Annotated in this window: 26 protein-coding genes; 7 read left to right on the plus strand and 19 right to left on the minus strand. The window is 48.5% G+C overall.

Annotated features, from left to right (window positions below; all coding sequences use genetic code 11):
- Positions 1-10: 10 nt before the first annotated feature.
- A complete protein-coding gene (locus ACQUQM_RS08535; RefSeq protein WP_432474048.1) occupies positions 11-769 on the plus strand; it encodes a DODA-type extradiol aromatic ring-opening family dioxygenase in 759 nt (252 codons plus the stop codon).
- A 202-nt stretch (positions 770-971) separates the two neighbouring features.
- Here the strand turns inward: ACQUQM_RS08535 and ACQUQM_RS08540 are convergent, their stop codons facing one another.
- The 3 genes from ACQUQM_RS08540 to ACQUQM_RS08550 form a co-directional block, all read right to left on the minus strand.
- The gene (locus tag ACQUQM_RS08540) at positions 972-1505 is read right to left on the minus strand and encodes a YaeQ family protein (RefSeq protein ID WP_432474049.1); all 534 of its coding nucleotides are present in this window, start codon (positions 1503-1505) and stop codon (positions 972-974) included.
- A gap of 469 nt (positions 1506-1974) precedes the next feature.
- On the minus strand, positions 1975-3852 hold the full coding sequence (locus tag ACQUQM_RS08545) for an Lnb N-terminal periplasmic domain-containing protein (protein WP_432474050.1): 1878 nt from the start codon (positions 3850-3852) through the stop codon (positions 1975-1977).
- A gap of 77 nt (positions 3853-3929) precedes the next feature.
- On the minus strand, positions 3930-4451 hold the full coding sequence (locus ACQUQM_RS08550) for a DUF3015 family protein (protein WP_432474051.1): 522 nt from the start codon (positions 4449-4451) through the stop codon (positions 3930-3932).
- A 236-nt stretch (positions 4452-4687) separates the two neighbouring features.
- Here ACQUQM_RS08550 and ACQUQM_RS08555 point away from each other — a divergent pair, with 236 nt between their 5' ends.
- From ACQUQM_RS08555 to ACQUQM_RS08580, 6 genes are all read left to right on the plus strand, one after another.
- Positions 4688-5530 carry an alpha/beta hydrolase gene (locus ACQUQM_RS08555; protein WP_432474052.1) on the plus strand — a complete coding sequence of 281 codons (843 nt, stop codon included), beginning with the start codon at positions 4688-4690 and terminating at the stop codon, positions 5528-5530.
- Positions 5531-5631: 101 nt separating this feature from the next.
- Positions 5632-5913 (plus strand): YkgJ family cysteine cluster protein, encoded by a 282-nt coding sequence (locus ACQUQM_RS08560; RefSeq protein WP_432474053.1) that lies wholly within the window; start codon positions 5632-5634, stop codon positions 5911-5913.
- 87 nt (positions 5914-6000) lie between these two features.
- Complete coding sequence (locus ACQUQM_RS08565; protein WP_432474054.1) at positions 6001-7065, plus strand: nucleoid-associated protein; 1065 nt, start codon at positions 6001-6003, stop codon at positions 7063-7065.
- Positions 7066-7263: 198 nt separating this feature from the next.
- The gene (locus ACQUQM_RS08570) at positions 7264-7572 is read left to right on the plus strand and encodes a hypothetical protein (RefSeq protein WP_432474055.1); all 309 of its coding nucleotides are present in this window, start codon (positions 7264-7266) and stop codon (positions 7570-7572) included.
- A 274-nt stretch (positions 7573-7846) separates the two neighbouring features.
- Entirely contained in the window at positions 7847-8152 is a 306-nt protein-coding gene (locus ACQUQM_RS08575) for a hypothetical protein (protein WP_432474056.1), read from the plus strand.
- 129 nt (positions 8153-8281) lie between these two features.
- A complete protein-coding gene (locus tag ACQUQM_RS08580) occupies positions 8282-8530 on the plus strand; it encodes an alanine-zipper protein (RefSeq protein ID WP_432474057.1) in 249 nt (82 codons plus the stop codon).
- Positions 8531-8599: 69 nt separating this feature from the next.
- On the opposite strand, the gene ACQUQM_RS08585 is transcribed toward ACQUQM_RS08580, so the two are convergent.
- From ACQUQM_RS08585 to ACQUQM_RS08660, 16 genes are all read right to left on the minus strand, one after another.
- A complete protein-coding gene (locus ACQUQM_RS08585) occupies positions 8600-9538 on the minus strand; it encodes a L,D-transpeptidase family protein (protein WP_432474058.1) in 939 nt (312 codons plus the stop codon).
- A gap of 142 nt (positions 9539-9680) precedes the next feature.
- Positions 9681-11174: a sigma-54-dependent transcriptional regulator gene (locus tag ACQUQM_RS08590; RefSeq protein WP_432474059.1), complete on the minus strand. Its 1494-nt coding sequence runs from the start codon at positions 11172-11174 to the stop codon at positions 9681-9683.
- 3 nt (positions 11175-11177) lie between these two features.
- On the minus strand, positions 11178-12122 hold the full coding sequence (hypB, locus tag ACQUQM_RS08595) for a hydrogenase nickel incorporation protein HypB (RefSeq protein ID WP_432474060.1): 945 nt from the start codon (positions 12120-12122) through the stop codon (positions 11178-11180).
- A 1-nt stretch (position 12123) separates the two neighbouring features.
- On the minus strand, positions 12124-12465 hold the full coding sequence (hypA, locus tag ACQUQM_RS08600; RefSeq protein WP_432474061.1) for a hydrogenase maturation nickel metallochaperone HypA: 342 nt from the start codon (positions 12463-12465) through the stop codon (positions 12124-12126).
- Complete coding sequence (locus ACQUQM_RS08605; RefSeq protein ID WP_432474062.1) at positions 12458-13696, minus strand: nickel-dependent hydrogenase large subunit; 1239 nt, start codon at positions 13694-13696, stop codon at positions 12458-12460. The genes hypA and ACQUQM_RS08605 overlap by 8 nt, the downstream gene beginning before the upstream one ends.
- Positions 13697-13703: 7 nt before the next feature.
- Positions 13704-14381, minus strand: a complete 678-nt coding sequence (gene hybE / locus ACQUQM_RS08610) for a [NiFe]-hydrogenase assembly chaperone HybE (RefSeq protein ID WP_432474063.1) — start codon at positions 14379-14381, stop codon at positions 13704-13706.
- Entirely contained in the window at positions 14374-14607 is a 234-nt protein-coding gene (locus ACQUQM_RS08615) for a rubredoxin (RefSeq protein ID WP_432474064.1), read from the minus strand. The genes hybE and ACQUQM_RS08615 overlap by 8 nt, the downstream gene beginning before the upstream one ends.
- 2 nt (positions 14608-14609) lie before the next feature.
- Positions 14610-15476: a hydrogenase expression/formation C-terminal domain-containing protein gene (locus tag ACQUQM_RS08620; protein ID WP_432474065.1), complete on the minus strand. Its 867-nt coding sequence runs from the start codon at positions 15474-15476 to the stop codon at positions 14610-14612.
- A 12-nt stretch (positions 15477-15488) separates the two neighbouring features.
- A complete protein-coding gene (locus ACQUQM_RS08625) occupies positions 15489-15911 on the minus strand; it encodes a hypothetical protein (RefSeq protein ID WP_432474066.1) in 423 nt (140 codons plus the stop codon).
- Between the two features lie 37 nt (positions 15912-15948).
- Positions 15949-16248: a HypC/HybG/HupF family hydrogenase formation chaperone gene (locus ACQUQM_RS08630; RefSeq protein ID WP_432474067.1), complete on the minus strand. Its 300-nt coding sequence runs from the start codon at positions 16246-16248 to the stop codon at positions 15949-15951.
- A gap of 2 nt (positions 16249-16250) precedes the next feature.
- On the minus strand, positions 16251-16889 hold the full coding sequence (locus ACQUQM_RS08635; protein WP_432474068.1) for a HyaD/HybD family hydrogenase maturation endopeptidase: 639 nt from the start codon (positions 16887-16889) through the stop codon (positions 16251-16253).
- A 340-nt stretch (positions 16890-17229) separates the two neighbouring features.
- Positions 17230-18897 carry a diguanylate cyclase gene (locus tag ACQUQM_RS08640; protein ID WP_432474069.1) on the minus strand — a complete coding sequence of 556 codons (1668 nt, stop codon included), beginning with the start codon at positions 18895-18897 and terminating at the stop codon, positions 17230-17232.
- A gap of 215 nt (positions 18898-19112) precedes the next feature.
- Positions 19113-19382, minus strand: coding sequence for a HigA family addiction module antitoxin (locus tag ACQUQM_RS08645; RefSeq protein ID WP_432474070.1), 270 nt, complete (start codon positions 19380-19382; stop codon positions 19113-19115).
- A 178-nt stretch (positions 19383-19560) separates the two neighbouring features.
- Positions 19561-20253 carry a Ni/Fe-hydrogenase, b-type cytochrome subunit gene (gene cybH, locus ACQUQM_RS08650; protein WP_432474071.1) on the minus strand — a complete coding sequence of 231 codons (693 nt, stop codon included), beginning with the start codon at positions 20251-20253 and terminating at the stop codon, positions 19561-19563.
- A gap of 52 nt (positions 20254-20305) precedes the next feature.
- Positions 20306-22114 carry a nickel-dependent hydrogenase large subunit gene (locus ACQUQM_RS08655; RefSeq protein ID WP_432474072.1) on the minus strand — a complete coding sequence of 603 codons (1809 nt, stop codon included), beginning with the start codon at positions 22112-22114 and terminating at the stop codon, positions 20306-20308.
- Positions 22114-23193, minus strand: coding sequence for a hydrogenase small subunit (locus ACQUQM_RS08660; protein WP_432474073.1), 1080 nt, complete (start codon positions 23191-23193; stop codon positions 22114-22116). Before ACQUQM_RS08660 ends, ACQUQM_RS08655 begins: the two co-directional genes overlap by 1 nt.
- Positions 23194-23332: the final 139 nt, after the last annotated feature.

Consider the following 23332-nt stretch of genomic DNA (forward strand, 5'->3'; position numbering starts at 1 on the left):
GGCTAGTATTATGACTTTTCCGGCACTGTTTATATCCCACGGCTCACCGATGATTCTGCAGCAGCAGAGCCCTGCCAGACAGGCAATCAGCGAGCTATCATCCGGTATTCCGCGACCCGAAGCGATTATTATCATGACAGCACACTGGCTTACCGGCGAGCGCATCGGCGTCAGCAGCTGGAACAGCGCCAGCCTTATATATGATTTCTATGGATTTCCGGCTGCACTATACAACTATCAATATCCAGCCAGTGGCATGCCAGCCTTAGCTGATAATATTGTATCCAGGCTCCAGCATGCCGGCCTTGATAGTTTTACCGATAAGCAACGGGGGCTAGATCATGGCAGCTGGGTTCCCCTGCTACTGATGTACCCTCAGGCAGATATTCCGGTGATACAAATATCAGTTCCTCAGCGATCGGATAACCGGATACTGCTGCAACTTGGCGAGCTGCTGGCACCTTTAAGGAACAAGAACCTGTTGATAGGCAGCGGGCTGCTGACCCACAACCTGGCGTTGATGACCTCAGGAGGTCAACAACATCCCGACCTCAAGACGTTTATTGATCCGTTGACGCCAATGCTGGAGCTGGTCGATAAAACTGCACTCGAGGGTTGGAAAAATATTCCCTGTGCGCAACTGTTTCATCCCAGCGATGAACATTTTCGACCGTTACTGTTTGCTGCCGGGGCTGGCTCTGAAGGCCGCTTACTGCACCGCTCGATTGAATATAGCTCAATTGCGATGGATATCTGGCAGTTTGACTAAATTGTTAAACAGTTAATTACTTAAGCAGCGATTACCCAGATTGGGTAATCGTTAGACCGTTCTAACCGCGAATCAATTGCGGCCCCTGAAAATGAGTATACACTGAAAAGGATCCGGGCCTCTTTCAACCGACGCAAGGTTCTTTCCAGCAGAACCCCCCCATTGTTGGGGGTCCGGATTCTTTTCCCCTGTCAGACTCAAATCAAGCCAACTCTTTGACATTCAGACTCAGATGATGCTCAGCATCACTGAGGTATAGTTCATCGTCCGTGATCGACAACGACAGCGACATATTACGCGAGACAAACTGTTCCAGCTGATCTACCTCGGCAGAATCAAACTGAGACACCGAAACCTTTGGCAGCGCAGCCAGATCAGCGCCCTGCTTTTGCCACCAGATATCCGCATCACTACCATAGGCATACAAGGTGATTTTTGGGGCACGGCTGACGGCCTTACGAATCCGATCCGGCGACGCCTGACCCAACTCAATCCAATGCTCTATCTGACCGTCGGGGCCGATCTGCCAGAGTTCAGGCTCATCACTGCTCGACAGCCCTTTGGTAAAACTCAGATCCTGATGATAGTTCAGGCCAAATACCAGAATTCTGACCATCATCCGCTGCAGGGTTTCCGATGGGTGCTGAGCGACCGTCAGAGTACATTGTTCGTAACAGTTGCGATTAGTATCTGCCAGTTGCAGGTCGACTTTGTAAATAGTTGGTTTAAGTGCCATCCGGCTCGCCTTATAATGTGGTCTTTATTTTAAAGGCCACATTAAAACAGTTTTATGGAATGTCGAACAGGCTGCGTCGCCTGCTGTATCGCGCCAGCAATCTCATCAAAGATCCCGGGTATGCTTACGATAAAGCGCATACCGTTCAGGAACAATTACTATAAAAAAGGAGCACGAATGGCCACTTGATATAATTAAGAGATTAGCTGCAGTAATAATATTGCCATCTGAAACACAGGTACTTAAGTAAAAGCATTCGATGAATCTGCGCTTCTTCAAAAGTCATCACTCAGCTTTTAGATCATGACGCAATATGCTCACGTCCCCAGTCCTTGTACTTCTACACCTTGCGATGTTCAGTCATTCATTAAGAAAAATACATTACGAGCAAGCACGGCCACTTGGCTGAGAAACGAATTGTTTAGATGCTGTATCAGTCTTATTTTCTAAATGAAATGATACATATACATCAGAAGTACATATTGAAGCCGACAGAAAATTCATCAGCGACTGCCTTTTGATAAGTTAAGCGGATGTCCCATTCAGGGTCATTGCCAAAACGCTGCTCCAGAAGGAATTGCTCGCGATTGATGTTACCACTATTGATATAATCATTGCGCGTGTAGCGAAGTAATGCCCTATACGCAGGGCTTGCTGAAAACAAAAATTCCGTGCTGACGGTTCCAGCAAAATTACCATAGGGCCCAGTGGTTTGAGCAAATCTCCCCCCCAGCAGTAAATTCCATGCCAGTTGATCGTTGAGCATTCGAGACCAACCGTATCCAGCATCGATACTGGCAATCGTACAATTAGAGCATTGCTGATCAGGCTTGTCCCATCCTACCCTTAGATTCCATGCGTTCCGATTGTCGCCAGGCAGCCCCGTATTAGGCAACCCATATGTTCGAAGGTTTAACAGGTCCAGTCGCTCAAGCTGCAGATTATCGTTATGTAGCTGTAGACTTATATCCATCATCATCAGTTGAGACATTGGCATTCGGCCTGCGTCCAGGTTCAGCAGATCAAAATAGCTGCCACGAAAGCCTAGCTCAAGATAATCCTGCGTTTGATGATGAGTTGCGGCAATACGAATTGCAGATGAATTCTGCCCTTTGTCTGGTGGTTCAGGAGCGTTGCTGGTTACTTCTTCAAACTCTGTATGTGAAGACAGCTTTAGCATCTCTTGCAAAAGCCGCCGCTTCGCTTCCTGATATTCTGGCAGATCAGTATTATTGATCCGCAGTTCTACGTAATCAAACAGGATGTCCACAATCGCCATCTGTTCTGTCACTTGAAGATCTAAGTAATCAGGAATATCGAGATGGATTGCATTTTCAATAACGCCGAACAATGCGCGTTTCTGATTCTCAGTCAGTTGTCGGTACTTATTATAAAAGCGTTTTTGACGCGAAGGAATGTAACGAGCAGAACCAATCAGTGGCGCGCCTCGATGTGATTGTTGCTTAATTTGCTTTAACAGATCGACAGGTGGAACCCATGATTTGTTAATATCCAGAAGCGGGGCATCCGTTACCAGTTGAATAAGCTCAACAATACGATATGCACAATTTTTTGTTAGATAGTAATACGTAAATTTTTTACCTAAGAGCTCCCAGATATGGGATGTAATCAAACGAGTATCATCAGCATCTAAAAGTAGGCGATAATCCCACATATCACGGAGCTCGATGTTTCCATAAGTCTGCGTTTGCTCGTAGAACGTACCTTGGGTAAAACCTGCCTCGTACCCTCCCGAAAGGCCCTTAGCGATATAGACCAGTGGACTTTCCTGTTCTGGGATAATTGCACCGTAGTCAATACTGGTATCAAGCAGGTTTCCCTGGAAATCACCAGCTTGAGAATTTAGGCGCAATAGCAGATGACCATAAAACGATGCAGGATTATCCAGATAGCCGGTTGCATAGATAAGGCTCAGGGAGTCGATTTGCTGTTTACCGGCCCACTCGTTGAACGCTCGACACTGTGCTTTGGCTTCTTGCTGCCAATCTAATTTGCGTTTTAACCATTGGTAACGGGCTGGAAAGCGGCACTGCCCATGTTGGTCAGAATCCAGATTCTGATCACTTTTTAGCTGCTCCATAGTGGCAAGCAGTTCGGAAGCGGGATCAAAACGCCCCTGTGAACTAATAAAAAAATCAGGACTGATAATTTCACTTGACCCTGCGGATGAATCAAAGTGCAGCAGTTTGAGCCATTGCGGATCTTGGGCCAGCTTTGCAATTAAAGAGTTTTGATCCGGAGTAGGTACTGCCCCATATATGGTGCTACCTGTAAGAATCAGGAAAAAAAAGCTTATAGTCCTGAGTATTTGACGATATATAGTCAAATGTTGCGTCCTTGCTGGATATATCAAACAAAGAAGCCCGGGCATCAGCCCAGGCTCGGCAAGTGCTGTTTGACAGCTTAACTTAGCTTACACTGACCTGCAGTGCTTGTAGATACAACTTTGTACAGGCGCTCTGCTTTTTCCAGATCAGACGAATTCGCGTAGTTGTCTGCAGCAACAACAGTGCCGAACTCCTGACGCATTCGTGAAGTCAGCTCAGCATGGTCACGATCTGCACAACCTGCCATAGTTAGCATTGCAGTCAGGTGGCTGCCTTTTGCCTTAGCCGTATCTTCGGCGACAGATGGGTAGGTATCAAGAATAAACTGAGCAACATCGCTAGAATATTTGTTACAAGTTGTAGGGGAAGATATCTTCGAACTAACAGCAGTGGTGCCCAGATCCCAGATAACATTGGAAATGACAGCCGCAGTATCGTTCTTGAATACTGATCCTATACCACAATCGGTATACGGATTAAGTTCCTGCTTAGATTGTACAGGAGCGTCACCGGTTGGCGTTCCTTCAGCTAGTGCGACACCACTTAATGCAGCACTTGTGATAACAGCCAGAGCAATACTTTTCTTTACATACTTCATTACAATAATTCCATTTGTGATGATTTAGAAAGGCGAATATATTTCATCACCCAAAACCTGTCAATTTATTCTAAAAATCAACGCATTAAGCATGATTTAAGTCATTTCATAGTTTTTATCCCTTGCCTTCTCCGCAATCCAGTTAGCTATAGTTAGGTTAATTACATCATATATCGGCGAACTCGCTCTCTTCCCGGAGATCATTCTGAGCAACGTCGGGGAGGTGTGTATTAACTATGAAAGGCTTGCGCACTCTGATACCCGCGGTAGTAATACTACTTGTTCTGTCTGGATGCTCAGAGCACATCGTCAATCGAATTGCTTTTCACCCAATACCGTTTCAGACATCTGATTATGAAATAACAGACAAGCGAATTCAGGAACTTGAATTCACGACACCCGATCAAGTCAGGCTGCATGCTTTTTATATCCCCTACCCTGGTAAACAGAAGCTTGTGGTTTTTTTTCATGGCAATTTCGGCAATTCGCTGCATCGAATTTTTGCCGCATGGGAGCTGGCAAAAACCGGAGTTAACGTTATGCTGATAAGCTATCGAGGTTATGGGAGGAGTGAAGGTATACCCACAGAGAAAGGACTTTACACAGATGCTGCAACAGCAATTAACTTTGCGACTAATCAATTAGGTTATAACCAATCTAATATATTCATCCTTGGACGCTCCCTGGGTACGGCTGTAGCAATAGATGTAGCACAAGACCTTGATCTCGGAGGATTAATATTGATTAGCCCTTTCCCAAGCGGCAACGCAGTCATGGAAACTAGTGGTGCTGGATGGCTGTCCTGGTTTGTCACAGGGACCCCATTTAATTCTGCAGAGAAAATTCACCATGCTAAAGTGCCAGCACTTTTTATTCATGGCGACAGGGATACCTTGATTCCAGTTCACCTTTCTCGCGAGCTATATCGCTCATACCCATCACCATATAAAAGCATGGTTACCGTCCCAACAGCTGGACACAACGATATCTTCAGCGTGGCAGGAACGAAACTCTGGTCGCGAATCGGGGCCTTTGTAGAATCTCCGCAAAAAGACATGGACCGAATTGAAAATCTGTAAACTTGCCAAAGGTTGACGGTTGACCTTCAATTGAGCTTCCATCATTCTGTGCCGAAAACAATACCGCTGATGACAAAGAGCGGTAACCACGGAAAGCCATTATGGAATGTCGAACAGGCTGCGCCGCCTGCTGTATCGCGCCAGCAATCTCATCAAAGATCCCGGGTATGCCGCATGGCAAGGCTGCAGGTGTACCCTGTTCTAATCTGGATGATCAACTGAACTGCACAATCTGGCAACACAAAGACTATCCCGGACTCTGTACCACCTTCAAAGCAGACCCGGAACACTGTGGCAGTAACAGGGATCAGGCGATACAGATTCTGAGCCGGATGGAATCCGAAACCGCGCCGCAGCAAATCATTCCAATTACCAACCTGTGACTGCTTCACTGAGGCTGAATTTAGGTTAAACTTCTCAGCCAAGGGTTTAAATCTGACTACAGCCATCGCCTGAACAACGGAATCTCAATGGATCTTAAATTTCTCGCTATTCGTGAACTGGTTAAAGAAGCCGATGACACTATCGCCACCATCAGCGATAAAGGAGGGTCGATCTATATTCATGACCCGATGGCACAACAGCTTTTTAATGCGCTGGTTGCCGCATACGGACGCCGTTCAGCACTGACTCACGGCTCGTTCAACGAAGACAACAGGGAAGGCTATCCTTTCATATCCAGCTTTGAAAAGTTTGTTCGGATCACACCGACCGAAGACGACTTCGTGCATCTTTGTGATCAGGCGCTGGCGCAACTGGCTGCATCACTGCAGGCACCATCAGCCCGATCGGCAACCGGCGGCTATGTCATCTTTGTATACTACTCTTCAGATGTCTTTGATTACCTGCTGGTTGCGCTGGTGCGTGATAAAGCCGGCGTAGCATTTGATGACGAGTTGAACCCGACCAAGGTGATTGAAGTCGATCTGGAAAAGCTACACCAGGCGGCAAAAATCAACATCAGTACTTTTAAAGAAGGTAAAGACAGTTATCTGAGCTTTATCGGTACCAAGCGTAAAGGCGACATCACCCATTACTTTTCTAACGCTTTAGGCTGCACAGACGTGGTGCCATCGAAAAAATCCACGTCTGAGCTGATCCGGGCCACCGAAGATTTTTGCCGCCACCATAATCTAAATGAAAAGCAGGAAGAGATCGTCGAAGATATGGTCAGCTACCTGTCACGCCAGCGCGGCGACAAGCAATCTGCCTATCTGCCCGAAATGGAACAGATCTTTGATAACTACATCCCTCCGGAACAAGCCGAAACGGTCGCTGGCACCTTTAGCAAATTCGCAAACTCAGAACCCTATCAGGTAAGCCATGAGTTCCAGCCCCATACAAGCACCATTAATTCCTATACCAAGGTGAAAGCAAAGATGGATAACTGGCAACTGGACTTTGCTAAACGCTCACTTGGTCATCTCAACTCCGACAGTGAAATTGAATTCGACCCCAGTAACAACAGTCTGAAAATAAACCGCCTCTCAACCAAGGTGATTGAACAGATCAGAGAAGCACTGCAAGAGTCCTGAACACAGCGTGCTTTGCCGGTTAAGCAGCACCCTGCTGCTTAACCATTTATTCTTTTACCCGTCACGATTTTGTAATCTTCTTTATTTAATCTGCCTGCGAACCCCCTCTTGTGCAGCGCACAAAAGAGTTGACCTGAGGCTTTATTTGGTTAAAATAGCCTTCATTGTGCACTGCATCATAAAATTATGGAGATTAACATGATCAACGCTAACATCGATTTTCAAAAGCCTTTCGCTTCTATCCAGGCTCTGATGGGTCTGCAAACTGCTGCTATCACTAAGACTGTTGAACTGCAGAAGCAGTCCGGTGAGCAACTGGCTAGCTTCTTCAAGGTTGAAGCTGAAAAAGCTCAACAGCTGAAGTCTCCTGAAGAGTTCGTACAGTTTAACGTTGAATCTAACAAAGCGCTGTTTGAACTGCTGAAAGTTCAAGGTGAAGCATTCACTACTCTGGCTAAAGAGTCTGGTGAGCAAGCGATCGCTGAAATTCAGAAGATGTCTGTTTAATTCTTTAAACACGCTCTTAAAAAAAGCCTGGCAGAGAGATCTGCCGGGCTTTTTTGCGCCTGCCATATTCTCCATTCTTTAACTCCTTCTTATTACCTGCCTGCCACTTACTATTGTTATCTCAGGAATATACACAAACGGGTCACAATGCCCGGTATAGCAGCAACAATCTTATTTTTGTGCACTGCAACAAAATAAAGTTTGACTTCGCGGCAGAGTTCCCTAAAATAGACCTCATTGTGCACCGCAGCATACAACTTACTGGAGATATACCATGTCTAACAATATCGATTTTCAAAAATCTTTTGATTCCGTAAAGACCCTGATGGAAATGCAAGCTGCAGCTATCAGCAAGTCTGTTGAACTGCAAAAGCAATCTGGCGAGCAGCTGGCTGCTTTCTTCCAGTCTGAAGCTGAAAAGGCGAAAGAGCTGAAAACACCTGAAGACGTTGTTAAGTTCAACGTTGACGCTAACACTGCTCTGTTCGGCCTGCTTAAAGCACAAGGTGAAGCATTCACTACTCTGGCTAAAGAAGCCGGTGAAAACGCTATGGCAGAAGTAAGCAAGATGGCTAAGTAATACTTAGTTAGCTATTTAAAAGCCCTGCTATTGCAGGGCTTTTTTGTTTCTGAATATCACAGCCAAAAAACACCACTATACTTGAAACAGCAGTATTCCCCTGAACATACACGTGGAGTGGTGATAACAATGAGTAACAAAGTAAGGTGGGCCGCAATCGTTCTGCTGGCAATAGTAACGACTGGATGCGCCAGCACTTCAGAGTTAAGAGACGAATTAAGCGCAGTCCGCAGCATCGCAGAACAAGCCCTGGCAGAATCTCAACGAGCATCTGAACAGGCAGCAATGGCTGAAGCAAAAGCCAATGAGGCAAATAACTGTTGCATGCAAAACAGTGAAAAAATCGACCGGGCCTTTGAACGGTCAATGATGAAATAAAACAGTACAATTATTTTCAGATCTTAAGTTTTATGGGTTACATATACTTCATATACCTGACTTATGATCTTACTTGCGAAAAGGTAACAGTCTGCGACCAACAAGGGTAGGTACACCATCAGCACGGCGGTGTACCTGCTCGACCAGAGACCAGTCTAACTCCACCGGCTCCTCGCCCACCACCCGCTCTATTTCGGCAATCAGCTCCAGTTCATGATAGCGAGACCGACCATAAGCCACGGGATGGCTCTCCAGATAGAGAAAATCTCCGCGCCAACCAATCTTGTCTGACTGATCAACAATCCACACCGGCGTATTAAGTGCAACATAATTAAACAGCACCTCGATATCTTCCGGATATAAACGGATACAGCCATGACTAACCCGCATACCTATGCCGTAAGGTTTGTTCGTACCGTGCAATAGATAACCAGGCAGCGACAAACGAATAGCATATTCGCCTAATGGATTATCAGGCCCCGGAGGAACATGATCAGGTAATATAATGCCTTGTTGCAGAGATTCATCGCGGATCGATTGTGGCGGAGTCCAGGCTGGCTGCGCTGTTTTATCGACGACCCTGGCTGGACCGATTGGTGTTTGCCAGCCTTCCCGCCCAATCCCGACGGGAAAGGTCATAACCCACTTAGTGTCAGAGTCTTCTGATCGGGGGAAATAGTAAATCCTACGCTCCGCCAGATTAAGAGTGAGCCCCCGTTTTGGTGTAGCTGGCAGAACAAATAACTGAGGAATAACAACCCGGGTACCCTTGCCTGGCAACCAGATATCCACTTTCGGATTGGCACGGGTAATTTCGTCGTAGCCAATATCATAAAGACGCGCGATATCCGGCAATGTATCTGAATATTCGGTACGAATATAACTGACAGCCCCGACCAGGCCATCACCCTGAGGCAGCACATACACGCCAGCAAAAGCTAAAGAAGCCTCTAAACAGGCCAGTAGAAAAGCAAATGCCCCTGAAATACAACGCAGACAAACATACATAATCAAGCAATCCAACAGGGTTTACGTAGTGATCGAATAAAGCAATATCACCCTGTTTAAAACTAGCTGTGCAAAGATCAGAAAGCAAAACGTCCGCTTAAAGCTGTATCAAAGCTCTGCGCGAACGCTTAAACAGTGCCTGTTAATGCTCTGTATCAGAGGCAACCTTACCTGCCGCAGCCAGCGTTGTTACCCGCTCAAGCTGATAACGCTCAAGTTTAGATCGTAACCCTACCCGGGATAAACCAAGCTCCCGCGATGCCTGGCTCTTGTTCCAACGATGGCGGATAAGAGTCTCCCGCAGAATCCGCTTCTCCAGTGCTTCGATACGGTCTTTCAAACTGCCATCCAGGCCGGTTAACTGTTCGGTCCCTTGTGTTTCATCCTGCGGCGCAGCGTGCAATACCCGTGGCGACAACAGGTCAGCTCCCAGATATTCTCCATCCGCTAATACCAGCATGCGCCGCACTTCGTTTTGCAATTCCCGTACATTACCCGGCCAGCAGTATGCCTGCATGCAGACCAGTGCTTCTTCGGTGAAGCCACGCATCGGCTTATCAAACTCCCGCATCGCCTTGTCCAGAAAATTCTGTGCCAACAGGGGGATATCAACTTTCCGTTGCGCCAGCTCTGGTAACGTCATAGTGACTTCGGCGAGACGGTAGTACAGATCCTGACGGAAGCGCCCGGCTCTCACCTCCTCTTCAAGGTTCCTGTTCGTAGAGGCAATCACCCTGACATCAACATTGCGCCGCCGGTAATCCCCCAGCGGGCGTACCTCCCGCTCCTGTAACACCCGCAATAATTTAACCTGAAAGGCCGGGGAAATTTCACCAATCTCGTCGAGGAATATGGTGCCACCATCGGCTTGTTCAAACATTCCGATATGATCGCTGATAGCACCGGTAAACGAGCCTTTCTTATGACCAAACAGCTCGGAGGCAAGTAGTTCGTCTGGCATTGCGCCACAGTTTTCTACAATGAAAGGCTTATCCGCTCGCAGACTGTTATAGTGCAGCGCTCTGGCAAATAGCTCCTTACCGGTTCCCGAAGGCCCGGTGACCAGCACAGAGACATCATAAGGCGCCACTTTAGCCACCTGATCGCAGAGATTATTCAGCGGACTCTGCGCTGTACGGCGAATCTCATCAAGATGAAACTCTGACTTCAGTCTGGCTTTTTTAACACTGAGTTTTTTCTCTACCTGATCACTGGTTAAACGCATCTCCAGGGTCAGCAGATCATTTTCATTCTGTAACTGGCACAGCTGACAGGCGTTGCGCACCACCATCAGAAGATTATCCGGGTGCCAGGGCTTAGTTATGTATTGATAGATACCTGCATCATTCAGGCCGCGGATAATGTCTTCCGAATCGGTATAACCTGACAAAATCAGGCGCGCAGGCTCCGGCCAGCGTTCGCGCACTTCACTGAGCAGTTCAACGCCGGTCACTTCCGGCATCCGCTGGTCGCAAAGAATCGCCTCAACCGGGTTATTTTCCAGAATAGTGATCGCCTCGCTGGCACTGCCGGCGGTCAATACATCAAACTCTTCATCGAGGGTACGCTCCAGGGTTTCAAGCGAGCGCACCTCATCATCAACACAGAGTATCAGTGGACGTTTCTTCTTCAGCATCGTTTACACCATCGCCTGTAACTGGCTAATCCGTGACTGTAACTGATCAATACTGGTCTGAATCCGGGCCCGGCGACGTTGCTCAATCCATTCAAGCCACTGCGTCATCCCCTCACCTGAGCGGGCCGATATCTGAATGACTTCGATCTCTGGATTTACCTGACGAGCTGCGGCAATACACTGCTCTACATCGAAATCCAGGTGCGGTAGCAGATCCACCTTGTTCAGTAACATCAGATCCGCAGCATAAAACATATCCGGATACTTCAACGGCTTATCTTCGCCTTCAGTGACCGACAGAATAGCGACTTTATGCGCCTCACCCAGATCAAATGCTGCAGGGCAAACCAGATTGCCGACATTCTCAATGAACAACAAACCACCCGCCAGGTCTTCAAAACGCTCCAGCGCATGGCCAACCATGTGTGCATCCAGATGGCAGCCCTTTCCGGTATTTACCTGCACCGCCTGAACCCCGGTTTCACGAATTCGCTCAGCATCGTTTGCTGTTTGCTGATCGCCTTCGATAACCGCAACCGGGCATCGCCCCTTTATACGTTCGATCGATGCCGTCAGCAGAGTTGTCTTACCCGAGCCAGGGCTGGATACTAGATTAAGGGCAAACAGGTTACCCTGCTCAAAACGCTGCCGGTTAAGGTTGGCATAACGATCATTTTTGCCCAGGATATCCTGTTCAATCTGAACCATTCGGCTCTGCGAGAGGCCCGGCGCGTGAGCATGGGCCGGGCCATGGCCAAAGTGAAGATTATCCCCCTCACTCACCAGTACTGTCTCGGTACCATCTTCACCGGTATGACGGTTATGCTGTTGGGGTTGAGAATGAAACTGAGAGTGGCTGTCGCCATGACTATGATGACCATGCCCATGATGGTGCTCATGCCCTTCAATCGACACTTCACCTTCGCTACAGCCGCATACAGTACACATCTTATTCCACCTCTAACTCTTTAATTCTTAACTCTTCACCCTGAGTCACTTGCAGCTGGTAACTGCCGCAACCGGTACAGGCATCATAACGCTTACGTATCGCCACACTTTTTGCGCACTGCAGGCACCAGGCCTGCCCTGGCAGCTCAATAATTTCAAGCTGTGCATCCTGTGCCAGGGTATTGCGGGTCACCGCATCAAAGCAGAAACGCAGCGCATCATTCTCGATCATCGCCAACGGCCCTATTTCCAGCCAGACGGTTTTTACCTTAGTGTAATTCTGGCTCCGGGCCTGCTCTTCCAGAACCTGAATAATCCCTTCGCAGATCGACATCTCATGCATGCAGCAACTCACTCTTCAAACTTACCTGATAGCCTACACAGGGATCCACCAGTAACGCAAACAGCCCGGTCAGCTCAAGTGCATGTTGTTCAGATTCCACCGCTAAGCCTTTCAGTTTTTTTGCCAGCACACCCTGGCGGTGAAAATTCCACTCAGTCGGTGCAACAATGTGGTATTCAGCAACTTTACCCTGTTCCATTACAACCCGATGGAGCAACGTTCCCCGGGCTGTTTCTGCAATACCGTACCCGATATTGTGCAGTTGTAACTTATCGGTACCAGAGTGCACAAAACACTCTTTTGCACTCATTCTTAATCGATCCGGCATTTGTGCCAATTCCAGCAGCATACAACTATAACGGATAGCAATTTCACCCCAACCCCGTTGTCGCATCTGTCTGATCGCAGGTTCATGCTGCATCCGCTGATAACAGCCGGTTTCGCAACATTGCTGCTGCCAATGAGGAGCAACACAGTAATCGCGGCTATCAGCCGCAGTTAAGAGCTGCTCCAGTCGCGCCATAGCATCACTACAGGAAAGATCAGGCAGCGAAGGCAGGTCAGCGCAGAATGTAAAACCACCAAAGCGTTGCTGCTGCGCTACGACACTTTGCAACACAGGATTAGACGTTACGTCCTGCAGGCATAGCTGGCTAAGCCGGGTCGCCAGTTCTGTCGGCTTGAAGCCGAAGAACTCAGCGAGCAACCGTTCCAGAAGGTTAGCCTGTAGCGGCAGCTCCCGGGTCGCAGCAATTACTTCAGAAGTCGATGGTTTGAGACAAAGCGCCGCAGCAAATAGGTTTTGTAAGCCAGCGTACCAGATCATAAAATGTTGCATCAGATGATTATTGGCATCGCTCCGGGGTAGCCAGTTTTGACCTAAGCGCAGCAATATCTCGCGACAATTCTCCGCCTGCAACAACACCGCCCGTGTTCTGGACACTTCAACACCCACGCGATATCCACCGGCCTGCTCAACCGCTCTTAAGCCAGCCACGGTCTGACCAGTACTGCACAACGAGTAGAGCATTGGCAGCAACTGAATTGCATGTTGCGTTTTTTTTCCCTGTAACAAGCGATAAGTATGTAAAGGTCTTTGCGATACTATATCGATATCAACAATACAGTTATTACAAAAATCGACCTCAATGCTAAGCTGCCCCGGGCCAATACTCCCGGCCATCACCGGCGCCTTAATTCCCGCCACATTATGCCCAGTCACCTTAGCCATTACCCCCTTACCCTTTTCTTCTGTCGGTACTTAGACCGGCAGTAAAAAACTGGCGACGACTCAACTGCGCAGGTCGTTCCACCCCCTGCTGAGCTTCATCGGTAACAACAGATACAGGGCTAGCAGATACAACAAAATCTGACTCTTTATCTTTACCCATCGCCATACCAGAACGGTCATTCAAACTTTGCTCTTGTGCTGCAGCTGCTTCCTGCAATGCTATCTGCCGGTCTGTAGGAGCGTAGTTATGCTGATCAAACAGCGCGTGCAAAACCTCATCCGCAGTCGCTACAGCCTGCTGCTGTGAATCAAACTCAAACATCGGTGAAAACAGCGCACACATGCCATAACCACCCAACACCGGATCCCAGCCATAGATAAACTCGTAACGACCGGACGGTAGCCGACGGGTAGTTTTAGTACCAGCAAGCTGCTCGGTCCACTGCTCGCTACTACCGGGTAATAACATCAGGTTCATAAACCAGGGCGTCAGCAATACACCTATCTGCTCAGCGTCATCGAACGATACCCCATCAGCTCTGTTGACTGAATCATTAAGCAGCTCACGAAAACCGATTGCCGCAACATCCAGACGCTGATTAACCAGCGCCACACCTTCCATCTGTTGGTGCAGGATATCCCGATAGCGGGATTCGATATCGGCGGGCTTAACGATGTCAGTCATCCAGCACCATAAACTGTGCCTTATCGCCATCACACTCCGGGCAACGCCAATGATCAGGTAACTGGCTAAACGCAGTACCTGCTGCGATCTGCCAGACATCATCACCGCACTGCGGATCATAAACATACCAACAGATCTTGCATTCCAGCCGCGTCGCTGTGCTGAGATTTTCATCCCGTCCCAGATAACTGCCTTCGAAGCGCGCCCCTGAATTATCCTCAGCCATAGTTATACTAAAACCTCACGTATCTCTTTCAGCCGTTCAGCACTGTCCTGTAAATCTTCCTGGGCAGCACAAGCAACAGCCGGGATATCGACCACCTCCAGCGTATCCAGAATTAACTGATCCGTAGAATTGAAATACTGTACCCGCCAAACCGGTTTGATCCGGGTACTGCTGATACGGCAGTTACCATAGCCCCGGGAAAGAATAACAATCGCCCCTTGCCCCAGATTCTGTTCCAGAAGCTCATGATCAGAGGGTGAAAAGGGCAGCAGAGACAGATTAATGACATGGGGTTCGCTACCTGCCTGATAGCCATAACTCTTGTGTTGCAGCTCGACCAATACCGGTGGCGCATTCAGCACACCGACCGGCCATTGCTGTCTATCAACCTGTAATAACTCACTGCCGGCAAAGCCTTGCTCACGAATAAGTTGCGGTATCTCGGCAATTTCCAATGTCTCGCGCGTCACCTGACCCGCGCCGTTCAGATAACGCAAGCGCCATACACCGGCCAGCACGGTCTCCTGACAGTTAACCGGTAAGCCAGCAGACTGGCACACCAGACTGACCTCCCCCTCGCCCAGAATCTGATTGATAAGCTGCAAACCGCTTACAGATAGCTTATCCAGCTCAAGGCTCAGCGTTGGCTGACCTATACGATAGCTGTCCAGCCCTTGTTGTAACGTATCCAGCAGCAGCAACGTTTCAGGACAGGCGGCCAGTTCTTCAGCCTCTGGCATGATCGGCAGGTCGTAGGTATTCATCTGCGATGGCATCGGCATATAGTCCAGCACCATGTCATCTTCGGCTTCCGCCTGGGAGCCTGGCCCGGCCGGCATATTGATCAGTGGGATATCATTCGGGTGCATGCTGTTGACTCCTTAACCGCACGAATTAATTTGCGCCGGATTAACCACTACCGGAATACCGATACCGGGGTTCCGGGTTGGCTCTTTAGCAAGTAGAGAGTGGATATCCTTTAAATAGGTATCCCAATCCTGAACTTTGCTGATAGTACCCAGGTAGCGCCCCTGTTTAAGTAATACCAGGGCTGGCCAGACGGTAAAGTTATAGCGCCCCTGAAGTGGCTTTTCAGCACTGCGGGAAATCACCGCGGGTGACAGCTGCGGAAACTGTTTCAGCAGTTCCGGCAAGATCACGGCAACATCATAAGATTCCGGAAAACGCTTTGGTTCCTCGGTAAAAAACAGTACTGAGTATGGCTGCGACTCGATAAAGCTATCGAAGTTTTCGGCATCCAGTTCAGGGTACCCCAGCTCTTGGGTTAAACGCTTAATCAACATCAGCGACTCTCTTTTGTCGGGTAATAGTTAAATTGTTCTACCGTAGATGATCGGGCAGTTGTGGTTCACGCTCGGCAAGATCAGGGAACAGCCGGTCCAGCTCGGCCCCCGATGCACCACCGGCAACCGCAGCCAGCGCCTGAATCGCCTGAGCAATCTCCCGGGCTCTTTGCTGATCAAGAACCTCCCGGGCAGCACCCAGAAAAACCAGCAACCAGCTACCAACCGGTTGTGTTCCAACCAGGCTCAGATCGACCTCTTCTTGCCGTCCGTCACTTTCACACAGTGCACTCAAACCCTGGCAACTGAGAACCTGCATAGGTATACCGATACACATGCTCAGCTGCCTTTATTGCTGTCGGCGGCAGCGTTCAGAAAACGGTAATCACCCTGACGGCAGGCATCATCTTCTGAAGGCCGCTCCTGCTCATAGCGCTGACGTTGCAGCTCCGAAGGAGCCAACTGGTCATCTTCGGCCAGAGGTTGCTGACGAGGCTGCGGTTCTACGCCAAAAGGTGCCAGAAATTCCAACGCCTTAGTGATCGCAATATCAACCTGCTTACGTACAGGCTCGCGCAGGCTGCCGCCAAAGTCTTCCAGCTCAACCGGTTGCACACCGATCAGCATCAGATGCTTTGGGTAGTCACCGGTGAATTCAGCCATCGCCAGCACTTCCTGAAAGCCGGTTTGATGCAGGCTCATTTTTTTAGCACCCATGAATTTCGGCACCTGATCACCATAAATCAACTTCATAGTGCCCGGCTCAAGGCCATAATCGATCGCATCAAATACCACCAGCACATCCGCCTGCTGAACATGCTGCACCAGATAGATCCCCTGGGTACCGCCATCCATTAACTCGACGTTGTCAGGAAATGTATAGCGTTCATTCAGCGTTTCAACCACCCGGATGCCAAAGCCTTCATCGGCCCAGAGCAGATTACCTATTCCAAGAATCAGTACCTGTTTATCAGACATGATGGATTTCATTCCCCTTAACAGTCGATGTCATTATTCTGTTACAGGAAGGGTTACAAGCTTTATGCCAATATTGCTCTATGCGACGAAACGCCGGAAATACGGTGTTACAGAGGGGGTTACAGTGAAGAGATGGCCAGCAAGTGGAAAGTAACATTACACATACTGGCAACTTTACTACCATCACGAACATCAAATATAGAAACGAGAGCCACAGTGATATTTAAGAAGTATCTGAAATGCAGCTGATTTGATTTCGAGCTCGGGTCATTACACTTCACTCTACATCCTTGTTCAGGGTAAAGAAAAGTGCAGTTCAGAGTATGCCTACCCCATGGCTTCAATCGTCAGAATAGATAACTACCTTATTTCTTCCAGTTTGTTTAGCCTGATAAAGCGCCTTATCTGCCCTGCTTAAAATCGACTCAATACCCTGGTCATCTGCTTGATATTCAGCTATTCCGATACTGACACTGGCTTTGATCAGGTTACCTTCAAAAAAGACCGGGGTTTCTGCAATCTCATATCGGACTCTTTCCGCCAGAAAATGGAGCTGATCATGCTTTGCCTCTGACATGATAACCGCGAACTCTTCTCCTCCAATTCGAGCCGCCAGATCGGACTTTCTAATTTGAGACTGGATAGTTTTGGCAACTTTTTGAATAACCTTATCACCAGCTGGATGGCCGTAGATATCATTAATGTTTTTAAACAGATCAATATCAAACATCATAATTGAATAGCGATTATGGTATCTTTCCGCCTGATAGTGGACTACCTCACCCTTTTCAAAAAAAGCACGACGGTTAGGCAACTCAGTGAGTACATCTATCCGTGCCATTTTTACAGCCTGTTTATGGAGAAAAGAAAGCTCTTTAGTTCGTTCCTCAACTCTCTCTTCTAAAAGCAACCGCTCTCTGCTGAGAATATTCTTTGTCTTAATTAGCTGCCTGTTAATAAGAACAAGAACAGTTGAAAGCAGAAGTAAGATACAAGAGAACAAGGTAATGAATATCAATTTTCCTTTGTGCTGCTGCCATAGAGAAGGAGACTTAAACAGGATATTCGCTTCCTGGTTGATAAGTCCTTGATAACCCCAGCGGGTCACCTCATTCCAGTCATAGGCATAGCCGAAACCATTCTGAGTAAAGGTAATAGCCTCCCCACTGACCAGGCTATCGACTGCTTCACCGGCCATAAAGCCAAGTTTGCTGGGAGAATAAAGATACCCCCCAACAATACCGAATCCTAGGGTTGAATCTGAACTGGAATAAATTGGCGAGCGAGATACCTGATGGAGCTTTTTCAGAACATAAGCAGGTGCTAAACCCTTCCCTTCAAAACGCCGGTATATAGGCGCATAGAAAATTGCACTTTCGTTTGGTAGTTTCGAGACCGCTGTAAGCAAGTCAGGTAAAGATTTGTTTTCAAGAATTTCATAGCGGACCTTTACCTGATCTAAAGCGGAAGTAATGCTACTGAGTCTGTACTTATCGCTGGGCTGTACTGAATCACCAACAATAAAGACCTTATTAGGATTTGATAAACGAACCATTTCTCTGACCATCAATGAGTGCTCGATTTCAGCATCAATTAATGTCGCACGATCAGAGCTTTCCTCCCCTGACTGAATTAATATTCGTTTTGATGAGGCAAAAAGATTCGGGTAACGAAGAGAAAAATTCGAAGCAGCCGGGCCTGCGGCGATAAAGATATCCGGCTCTCTACCTGAATACTTTTCTTTTAAATAACGAAGCATAAGATCGTACTGTTTCAACTCATCAAACCGAGCTGCCTCCAGATGATCAATATGATAAGTATAAGGCAGACCGGACTGATTAAGCTTCTCAATTACCCCCTGACTGACCAGTTGAGTCCAGGGGGTATCAGCACTACCAGAGCCCAGAAAAAAAATCGTTGCTGATGACCTGTCACTGGCCAGGGTGTAAAACGGCAGTAAAAGGAAGATTAAGGGAAGTAATAGAATTCCCCTTAAAGAACACCGCATACCCTATTCCCTATGTTAACAAATCCAAATTCACAAGCTTCACCATAAGAGACTAATCACTGAACTAAGTTACAGGCATAAGCAACAACAGTTAAAAATTGAGAAAAGGCTTCCTGAAGTATCACTCGTTATATCAATAACATGCCCGATGGTACAGCTACACGTTTAGTTTTAATTGAAAGGTTAAGGCTAACTTAGAAAACAGAGCCAATAAATCAGATATTCCGTCCCACCTGATACAGTTCCCACAGTTGCTGTTTTTCCAGCCAGAACATCGGTGTGGTATGAAAATATTGAGCCAGTCGCAGTGCGGTATCGGCAGTAATCGCCCGCTGCCCGTTAACAATCTCGTTAACCCGACGCCGGGATATATCCAATTCTTTGGCCAGTCGCGACTGACTGATCTTAAGCGGCTTGAGATAGCATCGTTCAAGAAACTCACCGGGGTGTTCCGGTCGGCGACCATAAAACCGTAAGCGCTGCATTGCTATCTCCAACTTTCACTATTTCTAATTTTCATTTGCAACGGATAAAAAAAAGCCGAAGCCCAGCGCTTGCGAACAAACACTTAAGATCCGGCAAAATTCTCGTACGCTCTGGTGATGAGCAAGACGTGAACAAGAAACAAGTTAAGCAAACAGGCTCAGCGAGCAGCCTGCAGCCTCAATCAGGGCGATCATCTTTAAACATTCGCCAACCACCAATCATGGTCGAAATCAAACTTTGGCGGGACATAATATCTTCCCGGATGGCGACATAGACATGCACCATCACGAATGTGATCAGGTACCACATCCCCAGATGGTGCCAGGTATGCACATCCTGACTCTGCCCCATCAGTGGAATAACCCAACCGAACATCATATCGGCCCAGCTTTCCCGCCCCAGGCCTTCACTATACAAGGCAAAGCCGGTGACGATCATGAAGCTGATACCGATAACGAAGAAAAAGAACATCGCCATCTGGCCCAGCGGATTATGGCCGATATATTTCTTCGGAATCTTCTCCAGGAACAGGTACCAACGCACCTCATGCCAAACCTCTTTCCACCACTTCCCACTCAGAAGCGGAGGCAAAAACAACTCCCGCGCATGGCTGTTGCCAACAAAGGCCCAGTAGATACGCCCCAAAAAACCAACCGCTACAATATAGCCCGCAGTAAAGTGCGCAAAACGGATATAGCCCATCAGAAAATGGTCGCTGGCCTCACCCGGCATCGTCGGTAATGGCGCACCGATAAAATAGCCTGTTACGCACAAGGTAATAACTGAAAATACAGTCACCCAGTGCCACAGACGCAAAGGCGCCTCATAGACATACACCGCGGTTTGCTTTCTCTGTTTTATTGTTTCCATAGCGAAACCCTCCAGCACGCCGGTAAACGAGCTACCGGCGTAGCGGTTAATGTCAGCGAATCTTAACCTTCGTCAGCTCCTGGCCATCCTCAGACATGACATGGGTAGAACATGCCAGACAGGGATCAAAGCTGTGCAAGGTACGCAGGATTTCAACCGGCTCATCGGGCCGCTCCATCGGCGTATTCAATAATGCAGCCTCGAAAGCACCAACATTGCCCTGACCATCACGGGGTGAACCGTTCCAGGTGGTCGGCACAATCGCCTGATAGTTTTCGATCTTGCCATCTTTGATCTTGATCCAGTGACCCAGTGCGCCACGGGGGGCTTCGTTTGTACCGACACCCATTGCCTCTTTCGGCCAGCTGCTTGGATCCCACTTCTCGACGTTAGCGGTAGAACTGTCACCATTTTTGATATTGCCCACCAACTGATGCCAGTCGTCCAGCATGGTATCGACGCAAAGCTCACACTCAAGCGCCCGGGCCAGGGTTCGACCCAGCGTCGATGGCAGGAACTGCTTCAGGCCCAGCTCCAGTCCGGTAGCCTGATTAAAGCCCGCCAACGAGCGATCAACCTGTTCCTGCACATACTCCTTACCGGATACATAGGCGATGATATAGCGCGACAGCGGCCCAACCTCCATGGCATGGCCACGCCAGCGTGGCGCCTTGATCCAGGAGTACTTGGCAGATTCGTCGATCTCTTTGATATTGGTACGGCTACCGACCGTATTAGGGCCCAGCTCAAACTTCGGATCGGTCTCACCATCCCATGGGTGCAAGCCCTTCTTATCACCTTCATAGGTGTACCAGGAATGATCGACAAATTCCTGAATCTGCTCAGGATCACGAACATCAACCTCATGTACCTCGTTCCAGTTACCATTAACAATGGCACCGGCAGGCAGCAGTTCGGATGACTTGTCATACGGCACTTGCGCATAGGTACCGAAAGACATGACGTTTTGCGATGCCAGTCCACCTCCGTGCAACCAATCCTTATAGAGGCTGGCGATCGCCATCACATCGGGCAGATAGACATTTTTGGTAAACGCTTTGGCTTCTTCAATGCGCTGCAGGACGAAGTTGAGTGAGGTCATATTTACCGGCGCACCGGAGGCACCCACACCATCAATGTTAATGGCACAGGCAACACCGCCCACCATATAGTTCGGATGCGGGTTCTTGCCGCCAAAGATCGTATGAATCTTGACAATATCCTTCTGCAGATCCAGTGCCTCAAGATAATGTGCTACCGCCATCAGATCCGCTTCCGGGGGTAATTTATACGCCGGATTATCCCAATAACCGTTTGAGAACAAACCTAACTGACCGGACTCGACAAACCGCTTTAAGCGGGTCTGAACATCTTTAAAGTAGCCCGGACTGGATTTTGGATGATGCGCAGATACCATCTTCTGTAACTCAGAGGTGGCCACGGGATCCGCTTTAAGTGCATTAACCGGATTAACCCAGTCCAGCGCATGCAGATGATAGAAATGCACTATGTGATCATGCACCTGCAGCGTTTTATCCATCAGGTGGCGGATCAGGTGTGCGTTCAACGGCACCTGAATGCCAAGAGCGTCTTCTACCGCTCGTACTGATGTCAGGGCATGGGTGCCGGTACAGACACCGCAGATCCGTTCAACAAAAGCCCAGGCATCACGGGGATCACGACCCTTAAGAATCACTTCAAGGCCACGCCACATGGTACCAGTGGAAACCGCATTCCGAATTATATTATTTTCATCGACGTTGACTTCACAACGCATGTGACCTTCGATCCGGGTCACCGGATCAACGACAATACGCCGGCCACTATTATCGAGATCGCTCGCATTAAGGGGTGTATTCATTATTCCTGGTCTCCTTTATACTGCGCCCGTTTAACAGCACTTACTGCAGCATGCGCGGCCACGGCAGCACCCACACCACCCGCAACAGCCATACCGATCTCATCGGCGTTCTTCTCTATTCCAAATTGCTGGATATCGGTCAGGCGATCATAGAACGAGCCTTTATCCCAGAAACCATCTTCAGAGCAACCGATACAGCCATGACCAGCCTGAATCGGAAACGAAGTACCTTCATTCCAGCGCACAGTAGAGCAGGCGTTATAGGTGGTTGGCCCTTTACAGCCTACTTTGTAAAGGCAGTAACCTTTACGGGCGCTTTCATCATCCCACTGCTCAACAAACTGACCGGCATCAAAGTGCGGACGTCGATAGCATTTATCGTGAATCCGCTGGCTATAGAACATCTTCGGCCGACCCTGACGATCCAACTCCGGCAGTTTGCCAAAGGTCAGCATGTAGGTGATAACACCGGTCATTACCTCAGCTATAGGTGGACAGCCAGGCACTTTAATAATCGGCTTATCGGTAATCACTTTATGAATGGGAACCGCCTGGGTCGGATTCGGCCGCGCCGCCTGAACGCAGCCCCAGGATGCACAGGAACCCCAGGCGATTACCGCCGCGGCATCTTTTGCAGCGTGCTTCAGCTGTTCCAGAAATGGTTTGCCACCGACGATACAGAACATGCCGTCTTCATTGAGTGGCGGGTTACCTTCTACCGCCAGAATGTACTTGCCCTTATATTTCTGAATAGTCTCTTCCAGAGCAGCTTCAGCCTGGTGACCGGCAGCGGCCATCAGGGTATCGTCGTAGTCCAGCGAGATCATAGACAGCACGACATCTTTGACCAGTGGATGGGCAGAACGAATAAAGGATTCTGAACAGCAGGTACACTCAAGTCCATGCACCCAGATGACAGGCGTGCGTTCTTTGGTTTCCATGGCATGGGCAATACGGGGGGCAAATGTGGGGCCCAGCCCCAGCGCTGCAGCGGTCAGGCTGCAGTATTTCAGAAAACTACGACGCGTTATCCCCTGGCGTCGCATCACTTCGTAGAACGTTTCTATAGATTGGGGCATTACGGGCTCTCCGTCAGCAGACTCGCCTTTCTTATTTATTATTTATCCCACACAACACAGCAAAATACGTTCCAACTGACAAAACCCTATGTTTTATGGGTTAAAGCCGTTATCCAGTTTTTACTCAGCGAACCTGATA

It is taken from the genome of Amphritea sp. HPY, from assembly GCF_050870985.1.
Lineage (GTDB): Bacteria > Pseudomonadota > Gammaproteobacteria > Pseudomonadales > Balneatricaceae > Amphritea.

What these genes read in the sequence shown, in the direction of transcription:
- ACQUQM_RS08535 (WP_432474048.1), top strand. Translation starts at nt 11, where the DNA reads ATGACTTTTCCGGCACTGTTTATATCCCACGGCTCACCGATGATTCTG.
- ACQUQM_RS08540 (WP_432474049.1), bottom strand. Translation starts at nt 1,505, where the DNA reads ATGGCACTTAAACCAACTATTTACAAAGTCGACCTGCAACTGGCAGAT.
- ACQUQM_RS08550 (WP_432474051.1), bottom strand. Translation starts at nt 4,451, where the DNA reads ATGAAGTATGTAAAGAAAAGTATTGCTCTGGCTGTTATCACAAGTGCT.
- ACQUQM_RS08555 (WP_432474052.1), top strand. Translation starts at nt 4,688, where the DNA reads ATGAAAGGCTTGCGCACTCTGATACCCGCGGTAGTAATACTACTTGTT.
- ACQUQM_RS08560 (WP_432474053.1), top strand. Translation starts at nt 5,632, where the DNA reads ATGGAATGTCGAACAGGCTGCGCCGCCTGCTGTATCGCGCCAGCAATC.
- ACQUQM_RS08565 (WP_432474054.1), top strand. Translation starts at nt 6,001, where the DNA reads ATGGATCTTAAATTTCTCGCTATTCGTGAACTGGTTAAAGAAGCCGAT.
- ACQUQM_RS08570 (WP_432474055.1), top strand. Translation starts at nt 7,264, where the DNA reads ATGATCAACGCTAACATCGATTTTCAAAAGCCTTTCGCTTCTATCCAG.
- ACQUQM_RS08575 (WP_432474056.1), top strand. Translation starts at nt 7,847, where the DNA reads ATGTCTAACAATATCGATTTTCAAAAATCTTTTGATTCCGTAAAGACC.
- ACQUQM_RS08580 (WP_432474057.1), top strand. Translation starts at nt 8,282, where the DNA reads ATGAGTAACAAAGTAAGGTGGGCCGCAATCGTTCTGCTGGCAATAGTA.
- ACQUQM_RS08585 (WP_432474058.1), bottom strand. Translation starts at nt 9,538, where the DNA reads ATGTATGTTTGTCTGCGTTGTATTTCAGGGGCATTTGCTTTTCTACTG.
- ACQUQM_RS08590 (WP_432474059.1), bottom strand. Translation starts at nt 11,174, where the DNA reads ATGCTGAAGAAGAAACGTCCACTGATACTCTGTGTTGATGATGAGGTG.
- hypB (WP_432474060.1), bottom strand. Translation starts at nt 12,122, where the DNA reads ATGTGTACTGTATGCGGCTGTAGCGAAGGTGAAGTGTCGATTGAAGGG.
- hypA (WP_432474061.1), bottom strand. Translation starts at nt 12,465, where the DNA reads ATGCATGAGATGTCGATCTGCGAAGGGATTATTCAGGTTCTGGAAGAG.
- ACQUQM_RS08605 (WP_432474062.1), bottom strand. Translation starts at nt 13,696, where the DNA reads ATGGCTAAGGTGACTGGGCATAATGTGGCGGGAATTAAGGCGCCGGTG.
- hybE (WP_432474063.1), bottom strand. Translation starts at nt 14,381, where the DNA reads ATGACTGACATCGTTAAGCCCGCCGATATCGAATCCCGCTATCGGGAT.
- ACQUQM_RS08615 (WP_432474064.1), bottom strand. Translation starts at nt 14,607, where the DNA reads ATGGCTGAGGATAATTCAGGGGCGCGCTTCGAAGGCAGTTATCTGGGA.
- ACQUQM_RS08620 (WP_432474065.1), bottom strand. Translation starts at nt 15,476, where the DNA reads ATGCACCCGAATGATATCCCACTGATCAATATGCCGGCCGGGCCAGGC.
- ACQUQM_RS08625 (WP_432474066.1), bottom strand. Translation starts at nt 15,911, where the DNA reads ATGTTGATTAAGCGTTTAACCCAAGAGCTGGGGTACCCTGAACTGGAT.
- ACQUQM_RS08630 (WP_432474067.1), bottom strand. Translation starts at nt 16,248, where the DNA reads ATGTGTATCGGTATACCTATGCAGGTTCTCAGTTGCCAGGGTTTGAGT.
- ACQUQM_RS08635 (WP_432474068.1), bottom strand. Translation starts at nt 16,889, where the DNA reads ATGTCTGATAAACAGGTACTGATTCTTGGAATAGGTAATCTGCTCTGG.
- ACQUQM_RS08640 (WP_432474069.1), bottom strand. Translation starts at nt 18,897, where the DNA reads ATGCGGTGTTCTTTAAGGGGAATTCTATTACTTCCCTTAATCTTCCTT.
- ACQUQM_RS08645 (WP_432474070.1), bottom strand. Translation starts at nt 19,382, where the DNA reads ATGCAGCGCTTACGGTTTTATGGTCGCCGACCGGAACACCCCGGTGAG.
- cybH (WP_432474071.1), bottom strand. Translation starts at nt 20,253, where the DNA reads ATGGAAACAATAAAACAGAGAAAGCAAACCGCGGTGTATGTCTATGAG.
- ACQUQM_RS08655 (WP_432474072.1), bottom strand. Translation starts at nt 22,114, where the DNA reads ATGAATACACCCCTTAATGCGAGCGATCTCGATAATAGTGGCCGGCGT.
- ACQUQM_RS08660 (WP_432474073.1), bottom strand. Translation starts at nt 23,193, where the DNA reads ATGCCCCAATCTATAGAAACGTTCTACGAAGTGATGCGACGCCAGGGG.